The organism is Mesorhizobium sp. LHD-90 (assembly GCF_030929505.1).
GTDB lineage: Bacteria > Pseudomonadota > Alphaproteobacteria > Rhizobiales > Rhizobiaceae > Kumtagia.
Genome location: NZ_JAVFVV010000013.1, coordinates 14651 through 37572, shown reverse-complemented (window position 1 = coordinate 37572; position 22922 = coordinate 14651). Strand labels below are relative to the sequence as shown.

At 65.8% G+C, this 22922-nt stretch carries 23 protein-coding genes; 14 read left to right on the top strand and 9 right to left on the bottom strand.

The annotated features are described in order from the left end of the window. Window positions 1–83: 83 nt before the first annotated feature. From RB623_RS18945 to RB623_RS18930, 4 genes are all read right to left on the bottom strand, one after another. A complete protein-coding gene (locus RB623_RS18945; RefSeq protein WP_308058494.1) occupies window positions 84–554 on the bottom strand; it encodes an SRPBCC family protein in 471 nt (156 codons plus the stop codon). Further along, window positions 551–886, bottom strand: a complete 336-nt coding sequence (locus RB623_RS18940; RefSeq protein WP_308058492.1) for a metalloregulator ArsR/SmtB family transcription factor — start codon at window positions 884–886, stop codon at window positions 551–553. Before RB623_RS18940 ends, RB623_RS18945 begins: the two co-directional genes overlap by 4 nt. Window positions 887–1102: 216 nt before the next feature. Next, the gene (locus tag RB623_RS18935; protein WP_308058491.1) at window positions 1103–1735 is read right to left on the bottom strand and encodes an NrsF family protein; all 633 of its coding nucleotides are present in this window, start codon (window positions 1733–1735) and stop codon (window positions 1103–1105) included. Next, on the bottom strand, window positions 1735–2262 hold the full coding sequence (locus RB623_RS18930) for a sigma-70 family RNA polymerase sigma factor (protein ID WP_308058490.1): 528 nt from the start codon (window positions 2260–2262) through the stop codon (window positions 1735–1737). The genes RB623_RS18935 and RB623_RS18930 overlap by 1 nt, the downstream gene beginning before the upstream one ends. A 189-nt stretch (window positions 2263–2451) precedes the next feature. Here RB623_RS18930 and RB623_RS18925 point away from each other — a divergent pair, with 189 nt between their 5' ends. The 4 genes from RB623_RS18925 (at window position 2452) to RB623_RS18910 (ending at window position 5131) form a co-directional block, all read left to right on the top strand. Next, window positions 2452–2736, top strand: a complete 285-nt coding sequence (locus RB623_RS18925; RefSeq protein WP_308058489.1) for a DUF2282 domain-containing protein — start codon at window positions 2452–2454, stop codon at window positions 2734–2736. Window positions 2737–2929: 193 nt separating this feature from the next. Next, entirely contained in the window at window positions 2930–3808 is an 879-nt protein-coding gene (locus tag RB623_RS18920; RefSeq protein ID WP_308058488.1) for a DUF692 domain-containing protein, read from the top strand. A gap of 3 nt (window positions 3809–3811) precedes the next feature. After that, complete coding sequence (locus RB623_RS18915; protein ID WP_308058487.1) at window positions 3812–4576, top strand: DNA-binding domain-containing protein; 765 nt, start codon at window positions 3812–3814, stop codon at window positions 4574–4576. 63 nt (window positions 4577–4639) lie between these two features. After that, complete coding sequence (locus tag RB623_RS18910; protein ID WP_308058486.1) at window positions 4640–5131, top strand: DoxX family protein; 492 nt, start codon at window positions 4640–4642, stop codon at window positions 5129–5131. A gap of 438 nt (window positions 5132–5569) precedes the next feature. On the opposite strand, the gene RB623_RS18905 is transcribed toward RB623_RS18910, so the two are convergent. Then, complete coding sequence (locus RB623_RS18905; RefSeq protein WP_308058485.1) at window positions 5570–7213, bottom strand: ABC transporter substrate-binding protein; 1644 nt, start codon at window positions 7211–7213, stop codon at window positions 5570–5572. Between the two features lie 128 nt (window positions 7214–7341). On the opposite strand from RB623_RS18905, the gene RB623_RS18900 reads away from it, so the two are divergent. Continuing rightward, window positions 7342–8238, top strand: coding sequence for a LysR family transcriptional regulator (locus RB623_RS18900; protein WP_308058484.1), 897 nt, complete (start codon window positions 7342–7344; stop codon window positions 8236–8238). Window positions 8239–8483: 245 nt separating this feature from the next. Here the strand turns inward: RB623_RS18900 and RB623_RS18895 are convergent, their stop codons facing one another. Next, window positions 8484–9356: a phytanoyl-CoA dioxygenase family protein gene (locus RB623_RS18895; RefSeq protein ID WP_308058483.1), complete on the bottom strand. Its 873-nt coding sequence runs from the start codon at window positions 9354–9356 to the stop codon at window positions 8484–8486. Window positions 9357–9574: 218 nt separating this feature from the next. On the opposite strand from RB623_RS18895, the gene RB623_RS18890 reads away from it, so the two are divergent. From RB623_RS18890 to RB623_RS18875, 4 genes are all read left to right on the top strand, one after another. Beyond that, on the top strand, window positions 9575–10051 hold the full coding sequence (locus RB623_RS18890) for a MarR family winged helix-turn-helix transcriptional regulator (protein ID WP_308058482.1): 477 nt from the start codon (window positions 9575–9577) through the stop codon (window positions 10049–10051). Window positions 10052–10056: 5 nt separating this feature from the next. Then, the gene (locus tag RB623_RS18885; RefSeq protein ID WP_308058481.1) at window positions 10057–11247 is read left to right on the top strand and encodes an HlyD family secretion protein; all 1191 of its coding nucleotides are present in this window, start codon (window positions 10057–10059) and stop codon (window positions 11245–11247) included. 49 nt (window positions 11248–11296) lie between these two features. Beyond that, window positions 11297–12838 carry a DHA2 family efflux MFS transporter permease subunit gene (locus RB623_RS18880; protein ID WP_308058480.1) on the top strand — a complete coding sequence of 514 codons (1542 nt, stop codon included), beginning with the start codon at window positions 11297–11299 and terminating at the stop codon, window positions 12836–12838. Between the two features lie 143 nt (window positions 12839–12981). After that, a complete protein-coding gene (locus tag RB623_RS18875; protein WP_308058479.1) occupies window positions 12982–14061 on the top strand; it encodes a pilus assembly protein in 1080 nt (359 codons plus the stop codon). A gap of 63 nt (window positions 14062–14124) precedes the next feature. Here RB623_RS18875 and RB623_RS18870 read toward each other — a convergent pair whose 3' ends face one another. Then, window positions 14125–14382 carry a hypothetical protein gene (locus RB623_RS18870; protein ID WP_308058478.1) on the bottom strand — a complete coding sequence of 86 codons (258 nt, stop codon included), beginning with the start codon at window positions 14380–14382 and terminating at the stop codon, window positions 14125–14127. Here RB623_RS18870 and RB623_RS18865 point away from each other — a divergent pair. From RB623_RS18865 to RB623_RS18850, 4 genes are all read left to right on the top strand, one after another. After that, complete coding sequence (locus RB623_RS18865; RefSeq protein ID WP_308058477.1) at window positions 14368–14538, top strand: hypothetical protein; 171 nt, start codon at window positions 14368–14370, stop codon at window positions 14536–14538. The two genes, RB623_RS18870 and RB623_RS18865, sit on opposite strands and share 15 nt — an antisense overlap. Before the next feature lie 198 nt (window positions 14539–14736). Next, window positions 14737–16734: a PatA/PatG family cyanobactin maturation protease gene (locus tag RB623_RS18860; protein WP_308058476.1), complete on the top strand. Its 1998-nt coding sequence runs from the start codon at window positions 14737–14739 to the stop codon at window positions 16732–16734. 1003 nt (window positions 16735–17737) lie between these two features. Then, complete coding sequence (locus RB623_RS18855) at window positions 17738–17914, top strand: hypothetical protein (RefSeq protein ID WP_308058475.1); 177 nt, start codon at window positions 17738–17740, stop codon at window positions 17912–17914. A gap of 192 nt (window positions 17915–18106) precedes the next feature. Next, the gene (locus tag RB623_RS18850) at window positions 18107–19123 is read left to right on the top strand and encodes a trypsin-like peptidase domain-containing protein (RefSeq protein ID WP_308058474.1); all 1017 of its coding nucleotides are present in this window, start codon (window positions 18107–18109) and stop codon (window positions 19121–19123) included. A gap of 27 nt (window positions 19124–19150) precedes the next feature. Here RB623_RS18850 and RB623_RS18845 read toward each other — a convergent pair whose 3' ends face one another. Both RB623_RS18845 and RB623_RS18840 read right to left on the bottom strand, forming a co-directional pair. Beyond that, window positions 19151–20155 (bottom strand): cytochrome d ubiquinol oxidase subunit II, encoded by a 1005-nt coding sequence (locus RB623_RS18845; protein ID WP_308058473.1) that lies wholly within the window; start codon window positions 20153–20155, stop codon window positions 19151–19153. Between the two features lie 91 nt (window positions 20156–20246). Further along, window positions 20247–21608, bottom strand: coding sequence for a cytochrome ubiquinol oxidase subunit I (locus RB623_RS18840; protein ID WP_308058472.1), 1362 nt, complete (start codon window positions 21606–21608; stop codon window positions 20247–20249). A 184-nt stretch (window positions 21609–21792) separates the two neighbouring features. Here RB623_RS18840 and RB623_RS18835 point away from each other — a divergent pair, with 184 nt between their 5' ends. Further along, window positions 21793–22920, top strand: a complete 1128-nt coding sequence (locus RB623_RS18835) for an NAD(P)/FAD-dependent oxidoreductase (protein WP_308058471.1) — start codon at window positions 21793–21795, stop codon at window positions 22918–22920. Window positions 22921–22922: the final 2 nt, after the last annotated feature.

Genomic DNA, 22922 nt, shown 5'->3' with positions numbered 1-22922 from the left:
GCGACACTATGGGCGGCGGGCCAAGGTTTCAACCGTGGCCGATCGCGGCTGATGTCGTTGGCGGTGCCCACGAGGCTTTGCGGTCATGCCTCCACCAGCCGGGCGAGTTGCCCGATGACGGTGCCCCAGCCGTCGTAAAAACCCATCTCGGCATGCATGTTCCGGTCGGCATTGCTCTTGTGCATGACGTGGGCGGCATAGTCCGTGCCATCGGCATGGTCGGCGAGCGTGATGATGGCGGTCATGAACGGGTTTTCGGCCGGCCGCCAGCCGCCGGTCAGCGCATTGGTGAAGACGATGCGGCGGCCTTCGTCGACGGCGAGGAAACAGGCGTCGAGATGCGGTGCGAAGGCGCCGCCGCTCTCGCTGATCTCAGTCACCAACGCGCCGCCGGGGGTGAGTTCCATGCTGACCACCTTGCACAGCGCCGGTTCCGGAATCCACCAGCGCTCGAATTTTTTCGGATCGGCCCAGGCTGACCAGACAGCGGCGCGCGGTGCGCGGATGACGCGCGAGATGGTGAGGTCGAGGTCGGGATTGAGCGGCGCTTTCATTCGGGTTTTTCCTCGCTGAGAACGAATTTCTCCAGGCGGTCGGTGCGGGCTTCCCAGATCGCCCGCTGCTCGGAGAGCCAGGATTCGACCGCGGCGAACTGCTTTTTCTCGATGGCGCAGGTGCGCACGCGGCCCTGCTTGGCGGTGCTTATCCAGCCACTCTCCTCAAGAAGCCGGATATGCTTCATGAAGGACGGCAGCGCCATGTCGAAGGGTTTTGCCAGGTCGCTGATGCTGGCCGGCCCCTTGCCCAGCCGTCCCAGCACCGCGCGGCGGGTGGGATCGGCAAGGGCTTGGAAGACGCCGTCGAGGCGGGCTTGATAGTGTTCCATAAGGCTAAGTATCAGGATGGGATAGTTAGCGCAAGGGCTAAGTTTTTTACAAATCGAAGCGATGCGCGATTGCGTGCATTCCGATCCGCCGGAGCACTTCGCCATCGTTACGGCATGGGTTCTCGGGTCTCACAGTTCGCTTCGCTCCTGCTCGCCCGAGGATGACGAAGGTGGGCGGCCGCTACGGATCAACCACCTGCGACCCAAGTCGCCAAACTACCACCTGAGCAGCCGCGCGCCGGCCGTCGCTCCGACCGCCGTCAGCAGGACTATTGCCAGCGTGTACCAGGTGGCGACGAAGAGCGGCGAATCGTCGGCGCAGTGGGCTGCGTAGAAGGTCGCGGCGATGCCGCCGGCAAGCAGGCCGGCGAGCGCACCGGCGGCACGCGGTCTTGTCGGCGCGCCGCGGCGCATCGCCCAAAGCAGGATCGCCAGGGGACCCAGGGCGATCAGCGGAATGAAGGTCAGGCACTGTGCGGCATTGGCGCCGATCCAGCGCGCCTCCCATTGATCCTGCGGAACGAGTAAAAGCTCCACGGCGACGGCCGCCAGAACCAGCAGCGGCGCGGCGGCGAGCAGACGCCAGGCAACCGGCGCGCCGGGACGCGCCAGCGCCGAAAAAGCCCCGGCTGCGGTGAGCGCCAGAGCCAGCGTGACGACAAATTTGAACAGGAAGCGCGGCGTCTCAGCCGCCAGCGCGATGTCGGGGCGTGGGCCGAGCATGGCGAAGAAGGCCAGCCCGGCGACCGCCACGGCCACGGCCAGCGCGCCTGCCAGCACGGCTGAAAGGCGCGGCCCCGCCTGCTTCGCATCGCCGGCCAGCCCCCGGATCAGGCTCTCGGTGTCCATCAGTTGCTTCCCCTGGCGATCGCCGCCAGCCCGCGATGCAGCGCGACCCGCACTGCCGTCTCGCTCATTCCCAATGCCCTCGCCGTCTCGGCGATCGACCGGCCCTCGACCGAGATAGACGACACCACCTGTCGCTGGCCGGACGGCAACCGCTCCAGCGCGCGTTCGACCTCGCGCGGGCTGGCGCTTTCGCGCTCCGGTTCGGCCAGCGTGTCGGCGAAATTCTCGATGTCGACCTCGATATGGCGGCCGCGCCGGCGAAACGCGTCGATGACCTTGTATCTGGCGATGGCGAAGATCCACGGCCGCACCGGCGCGTCGCTGCGCCAGGTGTGACGTTTGGTGTGAATCGCCAGCAAGGTCTCCTGCACGATGTCCTCCGGCTCGACGCCGTGTTCGATCCTGCGGCGCGCGAAACCCCGCACCAGCGCGGCGACGCGCGACAGGAACGCGGCGTAAGCCTTCTCGTCGCCGCCGAGCGCAGCGCGCAGCAGCCGGGCAAGTTCGGTTTCCTCGGCTTCCGTCATTGCGCTCCCATGTGAATTCGCAATGCGCGCGAAATTGTTACGCCGGCCGCCGAAATCGGAAGCGGGGCGGAAACAGACATCACGAAACCGTGTTCTGGGCTCGGCGTAACGCGGATTAAGGCGGCGGCGAAGTCGGAAGCATGGAGCGCGAGGCGCGCTTCACCAACCCGACCGTTACAGGAGATCAGCATGAACCGCCAGACTTTCGCCTTCGCCCTTGCCGGCTCGCTCGCCACCGCGATGGCGACCGCCACTGCCGCGCCGCTGCCCGCCGAAAAGATGGTCGGCATGGAAAAATGTTACGGCATCGCGCTGAAAGGCCAGAACGACTGCGCCGCCGGCGCCGGCACCACCTGCGCGGGCACTTCGACCATGGATTACCAGGGCAATGCCTGGAAGGCCGTGCCGAAGGGCACCTGCACGACGATGAATGTCGACGGCCATATGGGCATGCTGGAGCCGGCGAAGGGGTGAGTTTCCTTCTCCTCGCTTTGCGAGGCGCCCCTCGGGGCGGAAGGAGGGGCGACGCCGGGGTTGGTGGGCTGGCGGCGCCCCTCACCTGATTAGCGCATCGACCGGGTCGGGCGATGCGCCTCGCGCCCGTCCTTCGAACCCGTGAATGGGAGAAAGAGACCCGCGCGGTTCCCGACAAGACTGGGCGTAGACCATGAAAGCTCTCCATAACCCCCATCTTCCCTGGCGCGCCGGGCTAGGGCTGAAGCCGGAGCATTATGCAGACATCCTCAGCGCACGGCCGGATGTCGGCTTCTTCGAGGTGCATGCGGAAAACTATATGGGCGACGGCGGCGCGCCGCATCGGGCGCTGGCGGCAATCGCCGAGCGCTATCCGATCTCGCTGCACGGCATCGGCCTGTCGATCGGCGCGGCGCGGCCACTCGACCGCCAGCATCTTGCAAGGCTCCGCGCGCTGATCGATCGCTACCGGCCGCATTCCTTCTCGGAACATCTGGCATGGTCGACGCATGATGCCGGCTTTCTCAACGACGTGCTGCCGCTGCCCTATACAGCGGAGACGCTGGAGCGCGTGTCGGCGCATGTCGACGAGGCCCAGCAGGCGACCGGCTGCCAACTGCTGCTGGAAAACCCGTCGAGCTATGTGCTGTTCGATGACAGTACCATCGACGAGATCGATTTTCTGGACGCGATTGCCGAGCGCAGCGGCTGCGGCCTGCTGCTCGACGTCAACAACGTCATGGTGTCGGCGGTCAATCACGGCCTCGACCCCTACGCCTACATGGATCGCTTTCCGGTCGAGCGCGTCGGCGAAATCCATCTGGCCGGCTACGACGAAACTGTCGACGGCGCCGGCGAACGCCTGCTGATCGATGCGCATGGCTCAAAAGTGCGCGACGACGTGTTTGCGCTCTATCGCCACACGATCGCCCGCTGCGGGCCGGTGGCGACGCTGATCGAATGGGACAACGACGTACCGACCTTTCCGCTGCTGCTGGCCGAGGCGCGAAGGGCCGACTCAGTGCTTGCGACAGCGGCCGGGCGGCGCGAGCCGATGCGGCGGCGGGCCTGAACCATGGATATCATCGCAATCCAGAACGCCTTCGCCGCCGCTTTGGTCGACCCGGGGCAGCCGGCGCCGGCAGGTATCACCACGGCACGCGGCAAGCCCGATGAGAAACGCTTTGCCGTCTATCGCAACAATGTCGCAGTCGGCCTGACGCGGGCGTTGGAGAGCCGGTTTCCGGTAACGCGACAACTGGTCGGCGCCGACTTCTTCGCCGGCATGGCGCGAGCCTTTATCGCCGGTCACAAGCCGGCATCGCCGCTGATCTTTGCTTATGGCGGCGATTTCCCGGATTTCGTCGCCGGCTTCGCACCGGCCGCCGGCCTGCCGTATCTTGCCGACGTGGCGCGGCTGGAGGCGGCATGGACGCACGCCTACCACGCCGCGGACGCCGTGCCGCTGGCCATCGCGACACTGGCCGGCTTGGACGGTGAAAGGCTCGCGGTCGCGCGATTGACGGTCCATCCGGCTGCCGCTCTGCTGCGCTCGTGTTTCCCGACAGGCAGCATCTGGCAAGCGCATCAGGGCGACATCGCCGGATCGGCAAGTTTCAGCGGCGGCGAATGCGTGCTGGTGACGCGACCGGAATTCGACGTGCGGGTCCATGTGCTGCCGCCACGCGACGCACCTTTTGCCGAGGCGTTGTTCGGCGGCTTGACGCTCGGCGAGGCCGCGGAACGCACGGCAGCGGAACCGGAGTTCGATTTCGGCGCTGCGCTGGTCGGACTGATCGGGCTCGGCGCGTTCGCGGGTGTGAGAATGGAGGGCGGGTGAGGGGGAAGCGAACTGAATACGAATGTGCCGCGCGACGGTGCGTAAACCTTTGGAGTTTCTGCCATGACCGACATTCCATCAGCCGACCGTTCCGGCGGGCCGATCAGGCTGATGCGCCAAGCCGAGGCGCTCATCGCAAAAGTCCCCGAGGCGCTGCCGCTGCTGGCGCTGCGCTTCGCAATCGCCGTCCCATTCTTCAAGTCCGGGCTTACCAAATGGGACGGCTTCTTCGCGCTGTCCGGCGGTGCGCGTTTCCTGTTCGAGCAAGAGTTCAAGCTGCATATTTTCGGGTCGGAATATCCCTATCCCGCTCCGGTGCTCGCCGCGACGCTGGCGGGCATCGGCGAGATCGCGCTGCCGATCCTGCTGGTGCTGGGATTGGGCACGCGTTTCGCCGCGCTCGGCATCCTGGCGATGACGGCGGTCATCCAACTCACGGTTCCGGAAGGCTGGGCCAATTTCCATCTGCCCTGGGCGGCGATGGCGCTGACGCTCGCCGTCTTTGGCGGTGGGCCGCTGGCGCTAGACAGGCTTTTCGGCCTCGGCGGCCGGTGACCATCCCGCCAGGCGGGAAAGTCGTTCCCGCAGCCGACGGCTTATCCGCGCGGGATGCCCCGCTATCCTGCGACACGGGCCAACACAGGAACGCCGGATGAACATTTCGCGGGAGAACGACCTTTTCGACATCGCCGGCAAAGACACTCCGCAGCCGGATGGCCGCCCGCCCGATGGCGACGGGCGAGCGGCCGGGGCGGCGTCGCGATGCAGCGGCGATTGCGCGACGTGCCCGAGGCGAGTGCTGCATGATTTCGGCATTCAACCGCCGGCTTTTGGCGGTTGAATGTCTGCCGGCAGGCCCGGCGGTAACGCCGCCCCTCAAAGCCTGCCGGCACATTCGCCTCGCACAGGGCGCGGCGAAAGCTCGGGATGTTCCTCCCGCCAGCCGGTTCGCGGCCGGCTTCCTCATCGGGGCGGGGCGAAAGCCTTCCAGGCTCAGGCCTGCTCGGCCAGCCAGGTTTTCGCGAAATGCTGCTCGTAGGCCTGGTGCATCTGGTAGCCCATGACCGTCGGCTTCATGTGGCAGAACAGCTTTCGCCAGAAGGGCTGCACGATGACGCCGGAATCCTGGAGGATGCGCTCGAGATCCTTCATCAGCACGCGGCGCTTGTCGGCGTCGGCGATGGCGTTGGCCTCGCGCAGCTTGGCGTCGAACTCGGCGTCGGAAAAGGCGCTCTCGTTCCAGGCGCTGCCGGTCTGGTAGGCGAGCGCCAGCGTCTGGATGCCGAGCGGGCGGGCGTTCCAGTTGGTGGTGGCGAAGGGATATTTCGTCCAGTCGTTCCAGAATGTGGATTCCGGATAGATGGTGCGTTTCACCTTGAAGCCGGCGTCGCGCATCTGCTGGGCGATGACGTCGGAGGATTCTTTTCGGTAGTCGGCGTCGACCGAGATCAGCTCGAATTCGAAGTCGGACTGGCCGGCCTCGGCCAGCAGCGCCTTCGCCTTCTCGGGATCGCGGCGGATCGGTGGCAGCTCGGCATAGTCGGGGTGCATCGGGCCGACATGGTGGTTCTCGGCCGGCGTGCCCATGCCGTCGGCGCCGAGCTTCAGCACCACCTCGTTGTCGACGGCAAGCTGGATGGCGTTGCGCACGCGCTTGTCGTCATAGGGCTTGTTGGCGACGTTGCAGCGCGCCACGATGGTGGTGGCGGTGACGATTTCCGACTTCTTCAGGCCGAAGCCGTCGAGGATGCCGACATCGGCCGTCTGGGTCTGGCCGTTGAGGTCGATCTCGCCGGACTCGAAGGCGTTCACCGTGGCGGCGGAATCGGTGCCGTAGTCCGTCCAGTCGATGCCGTCGAGATAGACGTCGCCGCCCCACCAGGAGCCGTCGGGCCGGCGGCGCACCGACGCCTTGACGCCGACGTCGAAGGCGGTGAGTTCGAACGGGCCGGTGCCGATCGGCTGCTCGGCCAGCGTCTTGCCGGCGGCGTCGAAGCCGCGATGCACGATCAGCGCCGGATAGTCGGTCATCGCCGGAACGATGGTGATGTCGGGGCGCGACAGCGTCAGCACCACGGTGTGGTCGTCCTTGATGGCGATGGCGTCCTTGGCCGCCTTCTTGGTGTCGGGGTCGATCAGCGCGCCCATGCGGCCGGCCATGGAATTGCCGGGAGCGTCCTTGTCGCACCAGCGGGTGATGTTGAAGGCGACGTCTTCGGCGGTGAACGCATCGCCGTTCGACCATTTTACGCCCGGCCGGACCTTCAGCACGTACTGCTTGGCGTCCTCGCTGATCTCCCAGCTCTCCAGCAGCATCGGCTGGAAGGTGAAATCCGGATTCCAGCGCACCAGGGGCTCGATGAACTGCATGGCGACATTGCCCATCTGCGAGACGCTGAACTTTCGCGGGTCGTCGATGGCCATGACCTGCATGCTGACCTTGAGCACGCCGCCCTTCTTCGGCGTGCCTACCTCCTCGGCGGCTGCCGGGCGCGGCAAGCCGATCATGCCGTAGGCGGCGGCAGCGCTTGCGCCAAAAATGCTGGCCAGCGCCAGAAATTCGCGGCGGTCGAGCTTTCCGGCGCGCGCGGCCTTGGCGTAGCCCGTGATCGCCGGGTGCAGGTCCTTGGATTTCATGTCTTTTTCTCCCATTGTCGTTACGGTTTGGTGGAATTGGCGCTGGTGCGCAACACGCGCCGGCGCAAGGGCTTGATGTGGACGGCGGCGGCTGGCAGAGCGGGCGCCGTTCGGGGCGAGGAGCGGCGATGAATCTTCTGGTGGCGATGAAGGTGTTCGACCGCACCTGCGCGCTGGGCAGCCTCTCGGCGGCGGCCCGCGACCTCAACATGTCGACGACCGCCGTAAGCCGGCTGATCAAGGAGCTGGAGGACGATCTCGGCGTGCGGCTGATCAACCGGACGACGCGCCGGCTCGGGCTCACCGAGGCAGGCCGCGAATACAGCGAGCGCACCCGCGTGCTGCTCAACGAGATCGCCGAATTGCAGGATTCGACGCGGGGACTGCATAGCGCCACGCGCGGACTGCTGCGCATCTCCTGCTCCAACGTGCTCGCGCAGACGCGCATCACGCGGCTGCTGCCGAGATTCCTGGAGGAGAACCCGCAGGCCTCGGTCGAGTTCAACCTGACCTCTCGCTACGTGGTCGGCATCGTCGAGGAAGGCTACGACGTAGCGATCCGCTTCGAGGCGCAGACGGATTCGGCGCTGATCGCCCGCCAGCTCGGGCAGGTGCGCAACTATGTCTGCGCCACGCCCGGCTATCTCGACAGGCATGGCCGGCCGGGCCATCCGCACGATCTGGCGGCGCATTCCTGCGTGCTCAGCAATTTCGCCCGGCGCATCGGCACCTGGCCGTTTGTCGGCGAGGCGGGGCCGTTCAACGCTGCTGTCGGCGGGCGCGTGTCCACCAACAGTGTCGAAGCCGCCTACCAGATGACGCTGGCCGGCTTCGGCATCGGCAATCTGCCGAGCCTCCTGGTCGACAAGGCGATCGCAGCGGGCGAGCTGGAAGTGCTGCTCGACGATTTCCGGCCGGGCTCCAGCCCGATCTACGCCGTCTATCCGCACCGAACCTATGTGGCGGGCAAGGTGCGGGCCTTTGTAGAGTTCCTGAGCCGGGAGCTGTCGCCGGATCTGGTGTAACGGCCTTGTAGCGAACCCGATTGAGCAACAGCGCCCCCTCCACCACGCTTCGCGTGGTCCCCCTCCCCCGCTTCGCAGGGGAGGATCAGCGGCGGCGCAGCCGGCACGCCCCAGTTCCTCCCCTGCGAAGCGGGGGAGGGGGACCGCCGAAGGTGGTGGAGGGGGCACCGACAAACGCGCAAAACCGGTGGGCGCCGAAGAGCACCCACCGTCAGGATTTGCGGATTGCAGCAGAGTGGCCGGCACTACTTCCACCACTCCGTCGTGTCGTAGAGAGGGCCGGGCTCCTCGAAGAGCTTCTCGTATTTGCAAAGCTTTGGCGTGTCGCCGAGCGGCGTCGAGACGCCGTCGCGAAAGGCCCATTCGCCGCGCTGGGTGGTGTCGGCGCGCACGTAGCTGGACAGGGCGAAGGCGCGGTCGTGCCGGGATTTGTTCGGGGCCGAGCCATGGACGGTCAGCAGGCCCCACATTGCGAGGTCGCCGGGTTCCAATTCGAGGCTTATGATGCTGGCCGGATCGATGCCGACCTGACGCAGTTCGTCCTCGGCGGTAAGGCCCTTCATCAATTCGCCGGTGCCCTCGTCCGACAGACCGAGGTAGCCAAGCTTGTGGCTGCCGGGCACGACCTGGAGGCAGCCATTCTCCTTCGTGGCGCGGTCGACGGCGAGGCCCGTGGTAACGGTCGCCTCGGCGATGTTGTCGAACTCGCTCCGCTTGCGGAATCGCAGATCCTGGTGGAAGCGGTAGCCGGTGAGATTGGCGCCCGGCGGCTTCCAGTGCAACTGCTGGGCGATCTGCCTGATGTCGCGGCCGATCAGGCCTTCGAGCAGCATGAGATAGCGCCCGTCGCGGCGGAACCGTTCGAAATAGGCGTTGATCCATGAGAACCAGTAGGCCTGCAGCATATAGCGCTTGCCGAATTGAGATTCCGGCAGGATCTGGAAGTTCAGATTGCCGTGCCGGTAGGTGGCATGGTGCTTCAGCCCTTCCTCGTAGACGGCCTGGGTTTCACGCTTCAACTGCTCCAGTTCGTCGCCGTCGACGAAGCCGCGCACGATGGCGTAGCCTTCCTCGCGGTATTGCTCGACGGCGGTGCGCGCCTTTTCAGCGGTGATCATCAGCTTGTCCCTGCCTGTCTCGTTGGCGCCGAGAATAGCCGCGCGGCGCAAACCGATAAGGCGTGGATTCCGGGAACGACTTTCCCGAAAATCGGCAAAATCGAACTGGCAATCGCGGCTGGCACAAGGGTCGCAAAACTATGGTGCAGTGCAAAAATATCTATCGGGCCGGCCTTGCCCTCCTTGTTTCATAAGCATGCTTATAATATATCGCGCTCATGAATTACGGGATCGACAGGCTCGGCTTCCTTATCCACGACGCGGCGCGCGTCCTGCGCAAGCGCTTCGAGGCGCGCGCCGGCAGTGTCGGCGTTTCCGCCGCGCACTGGCGGCTCCTGGTGCGCGTCGTCAAGGAAGAAGGCGTCACCCAGGCGCGGCTGGCCGAACTGCTTGAAATCGAGCCGATCAGCGTCTCGCGCCTGCTCGACCGGATGGAGGAAAGCGGCTGGATCGAACGCCGCGCCGACGCCAGCGACCGCCGGGTGCGCACCATCTTCCCGACCGCCAAGGCGCTCGATGCCTACCATGTCGTCAAGGGCATGGCCGGCGAGGTCTATGAGGAAGCGCTGGCCGGCGTCTCGCCGGAAGAGCGCCGAGACCTGATCCGGGCGCTGGAAGCGATCACCATCAATCTTTCCGACGGCGATACAGCCGCCGCGACTGCAACGACGACAGACAATCGGAAATACGGATAATCGACATGAACGCGATGGCAAAGGCGGAAGGCGACGCCCGCAAGCTTGAACTCGCGCCGGGACAGGCGATGCCCGCCCTTCCGGCCGCCCTCAGCCCGAATCCCGCCCCGCAGCCGAAGAAGCGGCGCGGCAAGCGGCTTGTGCTGATGTTCGCCCTGCCGCTGCTGCTGGCCGCCGGCGGCGCCTATGTCTGGGTGACCGGCGGCCGCTACCAGGAGACCGACAACGCCAATCTGCAGCAGGCCATCGTCAGCATCGCCGCGCAGAAGGCCGGCCGTGTGGTCGAGACGCATGTCGTCGACAACGGCATGGTGAAGAGCGGCGACGTGCTGTTCGTCATCGACCCGCAGCCCTACCGGATCGCGCTGGAGCAGGCAGACGCCGCACTCGCCGCCGCCCGGCTTTCTGTGGAGCAGTTGCGCTCGGCCTACAGCCAAGCCATCGCGCAGGAGCACGTCGCGTCCGGCGAGGTCACCTATATGAAGACCGAGTTCGCCCGGCAGAGCGACCTCGCCGGCAAGGGCATCAGCTCGCGCGCCCTGCTCGACCAGGCGCAGCGCAACCTGACCAAGGCGCGCGACGAGGAAGAGGCGGCGCGCGAGGCCGTCGGCGGCGCCCTTGCCGCGCTTGGCGGCAAGCCGGACCTCGCGACCGACAGCCATCCGAGCGTGCTGGCGGCGGTCGCGGCGCGCGACAAGGCCGCGTGGGATCTCGAGCAGACGACGGTGCGTGCGCCGGCCGACGGCATGATTTCGCAAGCCGCCTCCTTCAAGCTCGGCGAACTGATCGGCGAGAACACGCCGCTGTTCAGCCTGGTCGAGACCGACGAGGCGTGGGTCGATGCCAATTTCAAGGAAACGCAGCTCACCCACATGAAGCCCGGGCAGACCGCCGAGATCGAGCTCGACACCTATCCCGGCCAGCCGATCAAGGCCACGGTCGAGGCGATCGGCGCCGGCACCGGCGCGGAGTTCTCGCTGCTGCCGGCCCAGAACGCCACCGGCAACTGGGTGAAGGTGACGCAGCGCATCCCGGTGCGGCTCAAGGTCGACACTGGCGACACCGACCTGGCACTGCGCACCGGCATGAGCGCCGACGTCACCGTCGACACCGGCGTCGCCCGCGGCCTGCCTCGATTCGCGGCGCTGCCGGAAAGCGTCGCCGGGCTGTTCGGCACGGCCAACGCGGCAGAATAGCACCCGCACAGACTTCGTATGAGGGCTCCCCCTGCGGGAGCGTCCGATCATGGCACAGGCATCGCCCACTTTCCAGGAAGTCCCGCATCGCGGGCTGATCACCGTGTCCATCATGCTGGCGACGGTCATGCAGGTACTCGACACCACGATCGCCAACGTCGCGCTGCCAAACATGACGGGCGACCTCGACGCTTCGGGGGACACGATCAACTGGGTGCTGACCTCCTACATCGTCGCCGCCGCGATCATGACGCCGGTGACGGGGTGGCTGGCCGACCGGTTCGGCCGCCGCGAACTGTTCCTGACCACCATCGTCGGCTTCACGGCGATGTCGATGATGTGCGGCGTCGCCTGGAGCCTGGAGAGCATGGTGCTGTTCCGGCTGCTGCAGGGCGTGTTCGGCGCGGCGATCGTGCCGCTGTCGCAGACGTTCCTGCTCGACATCAACCCCAAGGAACGGCACGGCCAGGCCATGGCGATCTGGGGCGCCGGCATCATGGTCGGCCCGATCATCGGGCCGACGCTGGGCGGCTGGCTGACCGATACGTTAAACTGGCGCTGGGTGTTCTTCATCAACCTGCCAGTCGGCATCTTCGCCTTCCTCGGCTGCGCCGCCTACCTGCCGCGCATCGCGCGCCGGCTGCGCGGCTTCGATTTCTTCGGCTTCGCCATGCTGTCGCTGGGCGTCGGCGCGCTGCAATTGATGCTCGACCGCGGCGGCGAGGTCGACTGGTTCGCCTCGCCCGAGATCTGGATCGAGCTCGGCCTGGCGATCACCGGCTTCTGGGTGTTCACCGTGCATCTGGCTACGGCCAAGGACACCTTCATCGACCCGGCGATCTTCCGCGACCGCAACTTCGTCACCGGGCTTGTCTTCATCTTCATCATCGGCATCATCCTGCTCGCCAGCATGGCGCTGCTGCCGCCGATGCTCAGCAATCTGTTCAACCACTCGACCATCCTGACCGGGCTGGTGATGGCGCCGCGCGGCGTCGGCACGATGATCTCGATGCTGCTGGTCGGGCGGCTGGTGCGCATCGTCGACGCGCGCATCCTGGTGGTCACCGGGCTGCTGATGACGTCATGGTCGCTCTACGACATGACCGGGTTTTCCCCGCAGATGGACGACAATCTGATCATCTTCTCGGGCGTCGTGCAGGGGCTGGGCCTGGGACTCGTCTTCGTGCCGCTGTCGACGGTGGCCTTCGCCACGCTGGAGCCGCGCTTCCGCACCGACGCCGCGGCGCTGTTCAGCCTGGTGCGCAACCTCGGCTCGGCGATCGGCATCTCGGTGGTGACCGTGCTCCTGACGCACAACACGCAGGTCAACCACAGCGAACTTTCGGCAGGGATCACGCCGTTCAACCCGATGCTCAAGGCGCTGTCGCCGGCCGCCGCCAACGGCGACCCGGCAGCGCTGATGCAGATCGACCGGCTGGTCAACGTCCAGGCGATGCTGATCTCCTATGTCAACGACTTCAAGCTGATGATGCTGGTGACGCTCTGCGCCATTCCGCTGGCGCTGCTCTTGCGCAAGCCGAAGACGGCGCCGGCGGGGGCCGAGGCACCGCCAGCGGCGCATATGGATTGAGCCGCGGTGGGCCGGGGCGAATCCGGCCGGATCTTCTTCCTACATTTTGAAACATCGCATTAATCGCGACTTCAACTTTGCCCGTTACTCTGCGCCCGATGGGGTGGAGTATTCAGGCGTTGAAACCAGAAGAAAAACGGGTTTTGAGCCGCTTTGCCGGCTCACGTGACGGCAATTTCGCGTTGATCATGGCCTTTGCGGCGATACCGCTGGTGCTGGCGGTCGGCTTCTCGGCTGACTACACCATGGCCATCCAAAGCCGCTCCGGCATGCAGAACGCGCTAGACGCCGCGACGCTGTCGATCGTCAACATGCCCAAGACCGCGACCAACGAGGAGCGCGAGGTTAAGCTGAAGGAATTCTACGCGGCCAATGGCGGGCAGGGAACCGCCAAGCTCGAGAGCTTCGTCATCGGCAACACCGGTTCCGCTGACGCCGAGAGTTCGGCCGAATACGACGTGCCGACCAACTTCATGGGCATCGCCAGGATCGACAAGGTGCCGGTCGACGTGAAGGCCGAAGTGCACAAGGAGCCAAGCCTCATCAAGACCACCTTCGAGATCGAGGGCGCCTCGGGCTGGTGGGACAAGACGATGACCCTGTGGGGCGGCAAGTATGGGGATCCTAACGCGCAGAAGCTGCTCCAGATCAGCTACGCCTACAACAAAGGCGGCGATCCGAAGGGCTACGGGACGATGACCATCAGCACCGTCAGCAAGGACGCGCAAGGCCGGGAAGTGCTGACGCCGGTGCAGAAGCAGGTTTGCACCACAAAAAATGTCAACACTTTCAACGACGCTCCCCCCGGCTCGATCAAGACGACGACGAGCAGTGGGCAGAAAAAGCTAACCACCTGCGTCACCACCACCATGGGGGCGGCCGAGGCGGACGTGAGTCAGATGAATTCGCTCTATCTCGAAATGAAGATTCCCAACCCCAATCCCGGCCTGAACGGCGGCAGGCTGCCCACGGGCACGAAAGAGACGCTTCGATCGGACGACCCGAACACCTCGAATCGGCTGTATCTCGGCGGCGTAGAGGTTGAGACCGGCAAGAAGGTGGACATCTTCACCGTCGTGCCGTGCGGAGAAACCAGCAAGCAGTCCTGGGAGGACGGCGGCAATGCGGTCCCCGCCCCGGTCTCCAATGCCGACTTCCACTACAAGGTGACCGGCAAGTGCGACTATACCCCGCGCCCGCTCGGCATATCGCTGGCGAAGTAAGGGTTTTCGTTACCCGACGATTGCGGCCGGCGAGGAGACTCGGGCGACCCGGAACGCGGCAGTCTACGCCGCGCTGGCGATCTTGAGGGTGTGGGCGAGCGGGACCGCCGGCGCGAAGGCAAGGCGTACAAAATTGCGGTAGGTCAAGACCTGCCGCTCCAGCCGCGCCGCGTCGCCCGATATCTTGGCCAGCAGGATGCCACCGTCGACCATGCAGCCGAGCGCGTCCGCCATGTCGGACAGTTCGATGCCGTTGCGGATCGGGTAGACCGCCGCGATCTCTTCGAGATAGCCGCGGAAGCGCGCGTGCCAGCCGACCATGACCTGCTTGATCATCTCCCCAAGGACATGGGCGCCGCCGACGCCGAGATCGCCGAGGCGGTGGCGCAGACAGGCCTGACGCGGAACTGGAGCGCCGTGCTCAACGGCATGCAGGTCGACTTCGAGGCGTTCAAGGTCGAGTTCGAAGGCGAGTAAAACAGCGAGCTGCATGCACGGGCGGGCGAAAAGCCGACCAGTCATCTTCGGATACACTGCTCGACGATCCGCTCGCCCGATGCGCAATTTTGACTTGCATAGAATCATCGTCACAATTTTTGGTTGACATTCTTTCAAGCAAGACAGACGATACCCCCATAGGTTGTATCGTCTCGTCTTGCTCGGTGGAGTAGAGCCGTGAGGGGGTCTGGAGGGATCGGTGGTGAGGATCCCGCTCGATTTGGCGGGGGCCACGAGCATATCCGGATAGCCGTTCTCGATGGGCCGGTCGATCTGGAGCATCCGTGCTTCACGGGCGCCCGGATCAGCGTCATCCAGACCCAGGCGGGCAATGCAGGCGGCGCCGGCGCGCTCGCTCACGGTACCCACGTCGCGAGCATCATTTTCGGCCAGCCGGGCAGTTCGGTCGAGGGTGTCGCGCCGCGATGCAGCGGGCTGATCGTCCCGATTTTCTCCGAGCAGACCGGCAAGTTTGCCTGTTCGCAACTCGACCTCGCCCGCGCCATCCTGCTCGCGCTGGAGCACGGCGCCCATATCATCAACATCAGCGGCGGGCAGTTGTCGCAGTCGGGAGAACCAGACCCGCTGCTGGCGAACGCCATCGAGACCTGTGCGCGGCGCAATGTGCTGATCGTGGCGGCGGCCGGCAACGACGGCTGCGCCTGCCTGCATGTGCCGGCAGCAGCCCCCACGGTGCTGGCGGTGGGCGCAATGAATGCAGCGGGCGTTCCGCTCGAATCCAGCAACTGGGGGCCGGCCTACGGAAGCCAGGGCATCCTGGCGCCGGGCACGGACGTATTGGGCGCAGCGCCCGGCGGCGGTACGGCCCGCCGCAGCGGCACGAGCTTCGCCACGCCGTTCGTTTCAGGCCTGGCGGCCGTGCTTGCCGGCCTGCAATTGACGCGCGGCCGCCCGTCCGATCCGCACGCCATACGGGCGGCGCTCCTGAAACACGCGCTCCCTTGCGTTCCCGGTACATCCGACGACTGCCGCAAAATTCTCGCCGGCCGCCTGAACATTGCAGACACGGTCCGAGCCATCACAGGGGGAGACACCATGACTGAAGACATCGACATGCCGAACCTGCGCGATGCGTCGTCCTGGACGCATTCCGAAACGATGCCGGGTGCGGCGGCCCTTGCGGGGGCAGCCGCCTATTCGGTGCTTTCCGCCAAGGCGCCGAGCGACGGGATCCGTCCCTCCGGCGAGGAAAGCGCAGCGACAGCCGTGCCGACGGACCCGCCGGCAGGAGCCGGACTGATCACTCCGTCGGATTGCGGCTGCGGCTGCGGCGGCAAGGGCAAGAACGGCGGCGGCGACGAATACAAGGGAGGCTGCGGATGCGGTGGCGGCGAGGCCAAGAAACCGCAGCTCGTCTATGCACTGGGCCAACTCGGCTACGATTTCGGCTCCGAGGCGCGCCGCGACTCGCTGGTGCAGACCATGCGAGCCCCGAACAACAATCCGATGCTGCCGGAGCAGTGGCTGGCCCACCTCGAAAGCGACCCCCAAGACGCAACGGCGGTCATATGGACGCTCAATCTCGACGCCACGCCGATCTATGCGGTCCAGCCTGTCGGCGCCTATGCCGATGTCGGCTACGGGAAGCTGCGCCAGGCCCTGGCCGACCAACTGTCGAACCCACCGGACCGCGCCGATCTGATTTCGGTGCCCGGCGTCATCGGCGGATCCACGCGGCTGCAATCGGGTCAGGTCGTGCCGGTCATCGTGCCCGCCATTCGCGGCATCTATGACTGGGCGGCCGAACCGCTGGTGAAACAATTCGCCGCCGCGGCTCCCGAGGGAGCGGACGCGCGCGACGTGTACGAGCGTTTCTCGGCGGGGCTGAGCAACTATCTCGACCGCGTCTACTACGACCTGCGCAACCTCGGGCTCACCGGCGAGGAACGCGCCCTCAACTATTCCGCGACCAATGCGGTGCAGGTCGCCGACGTGATCCGCGCGACGACGGAGAACAAGCTCGACCTCGATCGCATAGCGGTCAAGAAAAGCCCGGTCTGCCGGCCGGATTCCGAATGCTACGACGTCGAGATCTCCTTCTTCAATCCCGACAATACCAATGTGGCGAGCCGCATCTACCGCTTCACGGTCGACGTCAGCGACGTCGTGCCGGTGACGGTCGGCACGGTGCGCAGTTGGACGCGGAGGGTGTGATGGCGGCCAAGCGAGCGAAGACGAAGCAACCGCGCCGGCAGGCGCGTAGCCGGTCTGCCGCCGCAACCGCGGCGCCTGCCACCCGCCTGAACCTGCCGCCTCAGAGGACGCCGGTGATACGCGGCGTGTCCACCGCGCGATGGCGTGCGCGGCTCCAGTCGGCGTCGCTGGTGCCCCCATGCACCGCCTGTCTGCAAGCGTGTCAGCAGGCCGGCCTCCCGGCAACCGTCTGCAGCAAGGTCTGCGCGCCGGTGTGTTGGCACTGAAGAGAGCACGAGAAACTGAAACCAATCAGGAGAACCAAGATGCGACTTCCCATCCAATCGAAACCTGTCGCGCGTGGTGTCGCCGCACAGCCGATCTTGAGTGGCATACATCCATCCGGCTGCGACATCTTCAAGAAGATCGCCTGCGGGACGGCACTTGTCGCATGTGGCGCGGTTTGCGTGGGCAGTCTCGGCACGGCCTGCGTCCAGTGTCTCGCCGGAATCGGCGCAGCAGGCTGTATCGACTGCTTCTAATCCCAGTTGCACATCGGCGCGGGGACGATGTCGCGGAGCCGTCTCGCAGGAGACGATATCACCATACCTGGCCTCCCGAGCCGGGCCGATCCAGAGGAGACCGAGATGAAGCTGCCAACCCAATCCAAACCGGTCGCGCGCGGTCACAGCCAGACGCGCGACGAATCGTCGAATGTCACGGCTTCCGATTGCTGCGGGGCCGGCAGGTGCTGCGTCGGCGCATGCCTGCCCTTTGGTGGAGGCTGCGCCGGTATCTGCGTGCCGAATATCGGCCAGTGCTGATGGCGTGAACGCGGTTCGCGGCATCGCCTATGCCGGCGGGACCAGGTTAGCAGCGTTCGGGACACCTGCCATGGGTTCGGGCGTCTGCATTTGAACTCGTTCGCACCGCTGCGGGGGCGATGCGACCACCGTGGCGCGTCACCACGGCGCCCACATTGCGGACCGAGCGTCCCGGACCGGTCGATCAAGGAGAGAAGATCATGACGTTTCCAAACCAGGCCCGGCCGGTGGCGCGCGGATACAACCGGTCGCTCGACCGCTCGGCGGGCGTGAACGCGGCCGGCATCGCCTGCGACATCTGCAGGATAGGATGCCAGGCACTGCCTGAGCCTGCCAAGTCGCTGTGCCTGCTGGCCTGCGACAAAACGGTCTGCTGAGTCGATGGGGCGTCGGACGGGCAATGCCTGCCCGGCGTCCCGCAACGCGGGACCTTTTTGCCGGTATCGAGGTCCGGCCGGCAGGTCACGCCTTGCCGGCCACGAGCCGTCGACGGTGACACCGAAGCTTTCGAGCAACGGGCGTCGACGCGCAAACGAGGCTCATCAATTCCGAAAGGGAGGAGGGATTCCATGAACGAGAAAACGATCGGCGTCGGTGCGGCTGTAGCGATGGCCCTGCTGGCGGGCCTCGCTGGACCCGCTGCCGGACAGGAGCGGCATGCGTTGCCGTTTCCGGACGACATGGCCGAAACGGTGAAAGACTTCTTCAGCGACGCCACCACGGGTGTGGCGGGCAAGCTGCCGACCATCGCTGTCGAGGCCATCGAAGCGATCGACGCGATCGAGACGCAGAAAGCCAAGGCGGTTCTCGAATCGATCTGTGGCCCCGACGATTCCCAGGACGTCGAACTTTATGACGGGACGCTCGGCCCAACGCAGGATTTCGTGGCAGGCAACGAGCCGAGCACCGCCCAGTTCCAATGGAACTCCGACCTTGCCCAGAAATTTCCCGCACCCAACGCCGACGCGGGCAATGTCTCCGGGAAACGCTGGTGCACCGGCACGATGATCAGTCCCAACGAAATGCTGACGGCAGGCCATTGCTTCGACCAGACCGGCAATGGCTGGCGCCGCCCGCGGCGGCTGATCGACGGCCAGTGGGTGATCATCGAACCCAACGAGATCGCCTCGAACATGCATGTCAATTTCGGCTACCAGGTGGACAAAAGCACGGGTGCGGTGCGCACGCCGATGGTCTTTGCTATAACGGCGCTCGACGAATATCGTATCGGCGGCCTCGACTTCGCCATCGTGCGGATCGGCGCCGACGGCAAGCAGGCCGGTGACGTCTATGGCGTGCGCGCGGTCGCTACGACGGACGCAGCCAACGGGACGCCACTTACCGTGATCCAGCATCCGGCAGGCAATCCGAAAAAGATCGAAGCCGGACCGCTCGATTTCCTCATCGACGGTCTGCTCCACTACGGCGACCTCGACACGCAAGGCGGTTCGTCCGGATCCGGCGTCCTCGACCCGGCGGGGGCACTGGTCGGCGTCCACGTCATGGGCGGATGCGTGGATTCGGGCATCGGCCACAACAAGGCCGTCTCCATCATGGCGATCCGGGCGGCGTCAAACCGCTTGTGAGCGGATCGGCGGGCTTCCGCGCGCCCGTCAATCATACCGCAGGTCGTCGGCCTTGCCGCCGAAGACGCGGTAGGCATAGACGGAATAGCCGAGGATGACCGGCAGCACGAAGGCCACGCCCACCAGGATGATGCCCAGCGCCTCCGGCGCAGAGGCCGCCTGCCAGATCGTCAGGCGCTCCGGTACGACGAACGGGTAGAACGACCAGGCGAGGCCGGCGAAACCCAGCACGAAGATCGCGGCGAGCGTGACGAAGGGCAGCGCCGCATGGCGGTCGCCGGGCTTGGGCAGATGAAACGTCTGCCACCACAGCCACAGGAACAGGATGCCCGACAGGATCGGCAGCGGCGACAGCCACAGCAGTTCCGGGAGCACGAACCATTTGTCGAAGATGCGCGGGCTGGCAAGCGGCGTGGCGATGGAGACAGCCGCCATGCCGAGGGCGGTCAACACCAGCGCCGCGCGCAGCCACAGCACGGCCTTGGTCTGCAAGGGGCCCTCGGTCTTGTAGATCAACCAGGCCGCACCCATCGCGGCATAGGCGGCGGCGAGGCAAAACGCCACCAACACACCGAAGGCCATCGCCGCCATGCCGGTCTGCAGGCCGAGCACATAGACGCCGAGCATGTAACCCTGCGCCAGCGAGGCAGTGAGCGAGCCGATAAAGAAGATGCGGTTCCAACGGTGCTTGCGGTGCGTCGGCACCTTGGCGCGGAAGTCAAAAGCGACGCCGCGCAGGATCAGTCCGACCAGCAGCACGAAGACCGGCAGATAGAGCGCGGTGAGGATGACGCCATGCGCCATCGGAAAGGCGACCAGCAACAGACCGACGGCCAGCACCAGCCAGGTCTCGTTGGCGTCCCAGAACGGGCCGATGGCGGCGATCATCGTATCCTGCTCCTTGTCATCGGCAAGCGAGAACAGGATGCCGATGCCGAGGTCGAAGCCGTCGAGCACGACGTAGATGAGGATCGCCAGGCCCATGAGGCCGGCGAAGATGAGCGGCAGCAGGGTCGGCCAGTCGAGAGTCATTGTTCGAGATCTCCCACGGATTTTCTTACGCCCCCTTCACGACCTTCGGCGACTGTCTTTCGGACTCCCCTTCGCTGGGGGAGGAACAAGATCACCCTCCCGCCAACGGCTGGGCGGCGGGCTTGTCGAGCACGGCCGGCAGCGGCGACTTGTCGCCCTCCTTCGCCGCCTTCAGCGCCAGATGGGTGAGCGTGGCGAGATAGGCGATCAGCAACGTCGTGTAGAGCGCCAGATAGACCGCGAGCGTGAAGGCGACGTGACTGCCGGCGACCGGCCCGACCGCGTCGGCGGTCTTCAATACGCCGGTGACCAGCCAGGGCTGGCGGCCGATCTCGGTGACGTACCAGCCGGCCAGCGTCGCCACCCAGCCGGAGAAAGCCATCGGCACCATCAGCAGCGCCAGCGGCCTCGGCAGCGTCTGGCGGCGCCAGAGCCACCATGTCGCCGTCCACGACACAAGGAGCATCATAACGCCGACGCCGACCATGATGCGGAAACCCCAGAACAGCGGCAGCACCGGCGGATGATTGCCGACATAGTCGTTGAGGCCGGGCACCACACCGTCGGGGCTGTGGCGCAGGATCAGGCTGGCGCCGTCGGGTATGGTCACCTCGAAGTGGTTCGTCCGCGCCGCCTCGTCCGGCCAGCCGAACAGCACCAGCGGCACATGGGCGCGCGTCTCCCAATTGGCCTCCATCGCCGCTATCTTTTGCGGCTGATGCTCCAGCGTGTTCAGCCCGTGCTGGTCGCCGGCGAAAATCTGGATCGGAATCAGGATCGCGCCAAGGAAGGTCCCGGTGCGCAGCGCTTTCCACATCGATTCGGAACGGTCGCCGACGAGCCAGCGCAGCGCCGACAGGCCGGCGATCAGGAAGGAGACGGTGAGACCCGAGGCGAGCAGCATGTGCACGAGGCGGTACGGGAAGGACGGATTGAAAACCACCGCCCACCAGCTTGTCGCATGGACCACGCCGTCGCGGATTTCGAAGCCGACCGGCGTCTGCATCCAGGAGTTCAGCGCGAGAATCCAGAAGGCCGACATGGTGGTGCCGAAGGCGACCAGAACGGTCGCCGCCGTATGCACCTTGTTGGAGACGCGCCGGAACCCGAACAGCATGATGCCGAGAAAAACGGCCTCCAGGAAGAAGGCGGTCAGCACTTCGTAGGCGAGCAGCGGGCCGGCGATGTTGCCGACCTTCTCCATGTAGCCCGGCCAGTTGGTGCCGAACTGGAAACTCATGGTGACGCCGGAGACCACACCCATGGCGAAGGACAGCGCGAACACCTTTACCCAGGTGAAGTAGGCGCGCATCCATGCGGTGTCGGAGGTGGCATTGTAGCGTATCTTGAAGAACAGCAACACCCAGCCGAGCGCGATCGTGATGGTCGGAAACAGGATGTGGAACGAGATGTTCGCGGCAAACTGCATGCGCGATAGAATGAGCGGGTCCATGAGGCCTTGCTCCAAGCGGGTTCCTGAACGGGAGAGTATGTCCGAGCGGGCTTCGGGTCAAAGCGGCACGCCGACGCGCGGGGCGTGATGTCGCATCCGCCGCGGGAACACCGCCGGCATGGGTTGACAGGGCAGGCATTGCGCCCGATCACCGGCGCCGCAACGGCCGGGACACAAGCGTGGCATGATCGAGACGGACGTTTTGGTGGTCGGCGGCGGTGCTGCCGGTCTGGCGGTGACGCAGGCGCTGGCCAGGGCGGGCGTCGCCGTACGGCTCGCCGAGGGTGAAGCGCAACTCGGCGGCCCTTGGCGGCGGCGGCACAAGCACCTGACGCTGAACTCCTACCGTGATCTCTCCGTGCTGCCCGGCGTTTCCTATCCGGCCGGCACGCCTGCTTTCCCCAACCGCGCCGCGGTGATCTCGCTGTTCGAGGATTTCGCCCGGCTGCACAAATTGCCGATCGACTATTCTACCGCGGTGGAGCGGATCGACCGGGCGGGCGAGCGCTGGGAGATCAAGGCCGGCGACCGCACCTACCGGGCGCGGCATGTGATCGTCGCCACCGGCCGCGATCGCGTGCCCTTCATTCCCGACTGGCCGGGACTGGCGACGTTTCCGGGACGGATCGTGCACGCGGCCGATTTTGGTGAAGCGGAATTCTATCGTGGACGCAGCGTGCTTGTGGCGGGCGCGGGCAATTCCGGCATCGATGTGCTGAACCACCTGATCCGGGTGGAGACCGGGCCGATCTGGCTGTCGGCGCGGCATGCGCTGGCGGTGCTGCCGAAGCGTGTGTTCAACATCGCCGTGCACAAGAATTCGGCGATGCTGGCGCGGCTGCCGCTGGCGCTGGCCGACCTCATCATCTCGACCGTGCAGCGCCTGAGTTTCGGCGACCTGAGCCGGCTCGGTCTGCCGAAATCGGCCGGCGGTCCGGCGAGCCGGCTCGCCATCGACAGCGTGGCGATCGCCACCGACGACGGCGCGGTAGCGGCGATGAAGGCGGGCCGCATCAAGGCGGTGCCGGAGATCAAAAGCTTCGACGGCACGAAGGTCGTCTTGGAGGACGGCTGTTCCGTCGAACCCGACGTGGTGATCGCCGCGACCGGCTACCGAACCGGGCTGGAGTCGATGGTCGGCCATCTCGGCGTACTCGACCAACGCGGCAAACCGCTGTTCAACGGCGGCCACAGCGATCCGAAGCTGCCCGGCCTGTGGTTCACCGGCATGCGCGCCGATCTGCGCGGCTGTTTCATGAATGCCATCGACAAGGCCGAGGCGATCACCGCGCGCATCGTCGCGGAGCGGTAACC

What these genes read in the sequence shown, in the direction of transcription:
- RB623_RS18940 (WP_308058492.1), bottom strand. Translation starts at nt 886, where the DNA reads ATGGAACACTATCAAGCCCGCCTCGACGGCGTCTTCCAAGCCCTTGCC.
- RB623_RS18880 (WP_308058480.1), top strand. Translation starts at nt 11,297, where the DNA reads ATGGCACAGGCATCGCCCACTTTCCAGGAAGTCCCGCATCGCGGGCTG.
- RB623_RS18845 (WP_308058473.1), bottom strand. Translation starts at nt 20,155, where the DNA reads ATGACTCTCGACTGGCCGACCCTGCTGCCGCTCATCTTCGCCGGCCTC.
- RB623_RS18850 (WP_308058474.1), top strand. Translation starts at nt 18,107, where the DNA reads ATGAACGAGAAAACGATCGGCGTCGGTGCGGCTGTAGCGATGGCCCTG.
- RB623_RS18945 (WP_308058494.1), bottom strand. Translation starts at nt 554, where the DNA reads ATGAAAGCGCCGCTCAATCCCGACCTCGACCTCACCATCTCGCGCGTC.
- RB623_RS18930 (WP_308058490.1), bottom strand. Translation starts at nt 2,262, where the DNA reads ATGACGGAAGCCGAGGAAACCGAACTTGCCCGGCTGCTGCGCGCTGCG.
- RB623_RS18895 (WP_308058483.1), bottom strand. Translation starts at nt 9,356, where the DNA reads ATGATCACCGCTGAAAAGGCGCGCACCGCCGTCGAGCAATACCGCGAG.
- RB623_RS18890 (WP_308058482.1), top strand. Translation starts at nt 9,575, where the DNA reads ATGAATTACGGGATCGACAGGCTCGGCTTCCTTATCCACGACGCGGCG.
- RB623_RS18855 (WP_308058475.1), top strand. Translation starts at nt 17,738, where the DNA reads ATGACGTTTCCAAACCAGGCCCGGCCGGTGGCGCGCGGATACAACCGG.
- RB623_RS18935 (WP_308058491.1), bottom strand. Translation starts at nt 1,735, where the DNA reads ATGGACACCGAGAGCCTGATCCGGGGGCTGGCCGGCGATGCGAAGCAG.
- RB623_RS18920 (WP_308058488.1), top strand. Translation starts at nt 2,930, where the DNA reads ATGAAAGCTCTCCATAACCCCCATCTTCCCTGGCGCGCCGGGCTAGGG.
- RB623_RS18905 (WP_308058485.1), bottom strand. Translation starts at nt 7,213, where the DNA reads ATGAAATCCAAGGACCTGCACCCGGCGATCACGGGCTACGCCAAGGCC.
- RB623_RS18925 (WP_308058489.1), top strand. Translation starts at nt 2,452, where the DNA reads ATGAACCGCCAGACTTTCGCCTTCGCCCTTGCCGGCTCGCTCGCCACC.
- RB623_RS18910 (WP_308058486.1), top strand. Translation starts at nt 4,640, where the DNA reads ATGACCGACATTCCATCAGCCGACCGTTCCGGCGGGCCGATCAGGCTG.
- RB623_RS18835 (WP_308058471.1), top strand. Translation starts at nt 21,793, where the DNA reads ATGATCGAGACGGACGTTTTGGTGGTCGGCGGCGGTGCTGCCGGTCTG.
- RB623_RS18915 (WP_308058487.1), top strand. Translation starts at nt 3,812, where the DNA reads ATGGATATCATCGCAATCCAGAACGCCTTCGCCGCCGCTTTGGTCGAC.
- RB623_RS18885 (WP_308058481.1), top strand. Translation starts at nt 10,057, where the DNA reads ATGAACGCGATGGCAAAGGCGGAAGGCGACGCCCGCAAGCTTGAACTC.
- RB623_RS18900 (WP_308058484.1), top strand. Translation starts at nt 7,342, where the DNA reads ATGAATCTTCTGGTGGCGATGAAGGTGTTCGACCGCACCTGCGCGCTG.
- RB623_RS18840 (WP_308058472.1), bottom strand. Translation starts at nt 21,608, where the DNA reads ATGGACCCGCTCATTCTATCGCGCATGCAGTTTGCCGCGAACATCTCG.
- RB623_RS18870 (WP_308058478.1), bottom strand. Translation starts at nt 14,382, where the DNA reads ATGGTCGGCTGGCACGCGCGCTTCCGCGGCTATCTCGAAGAGATCGCG.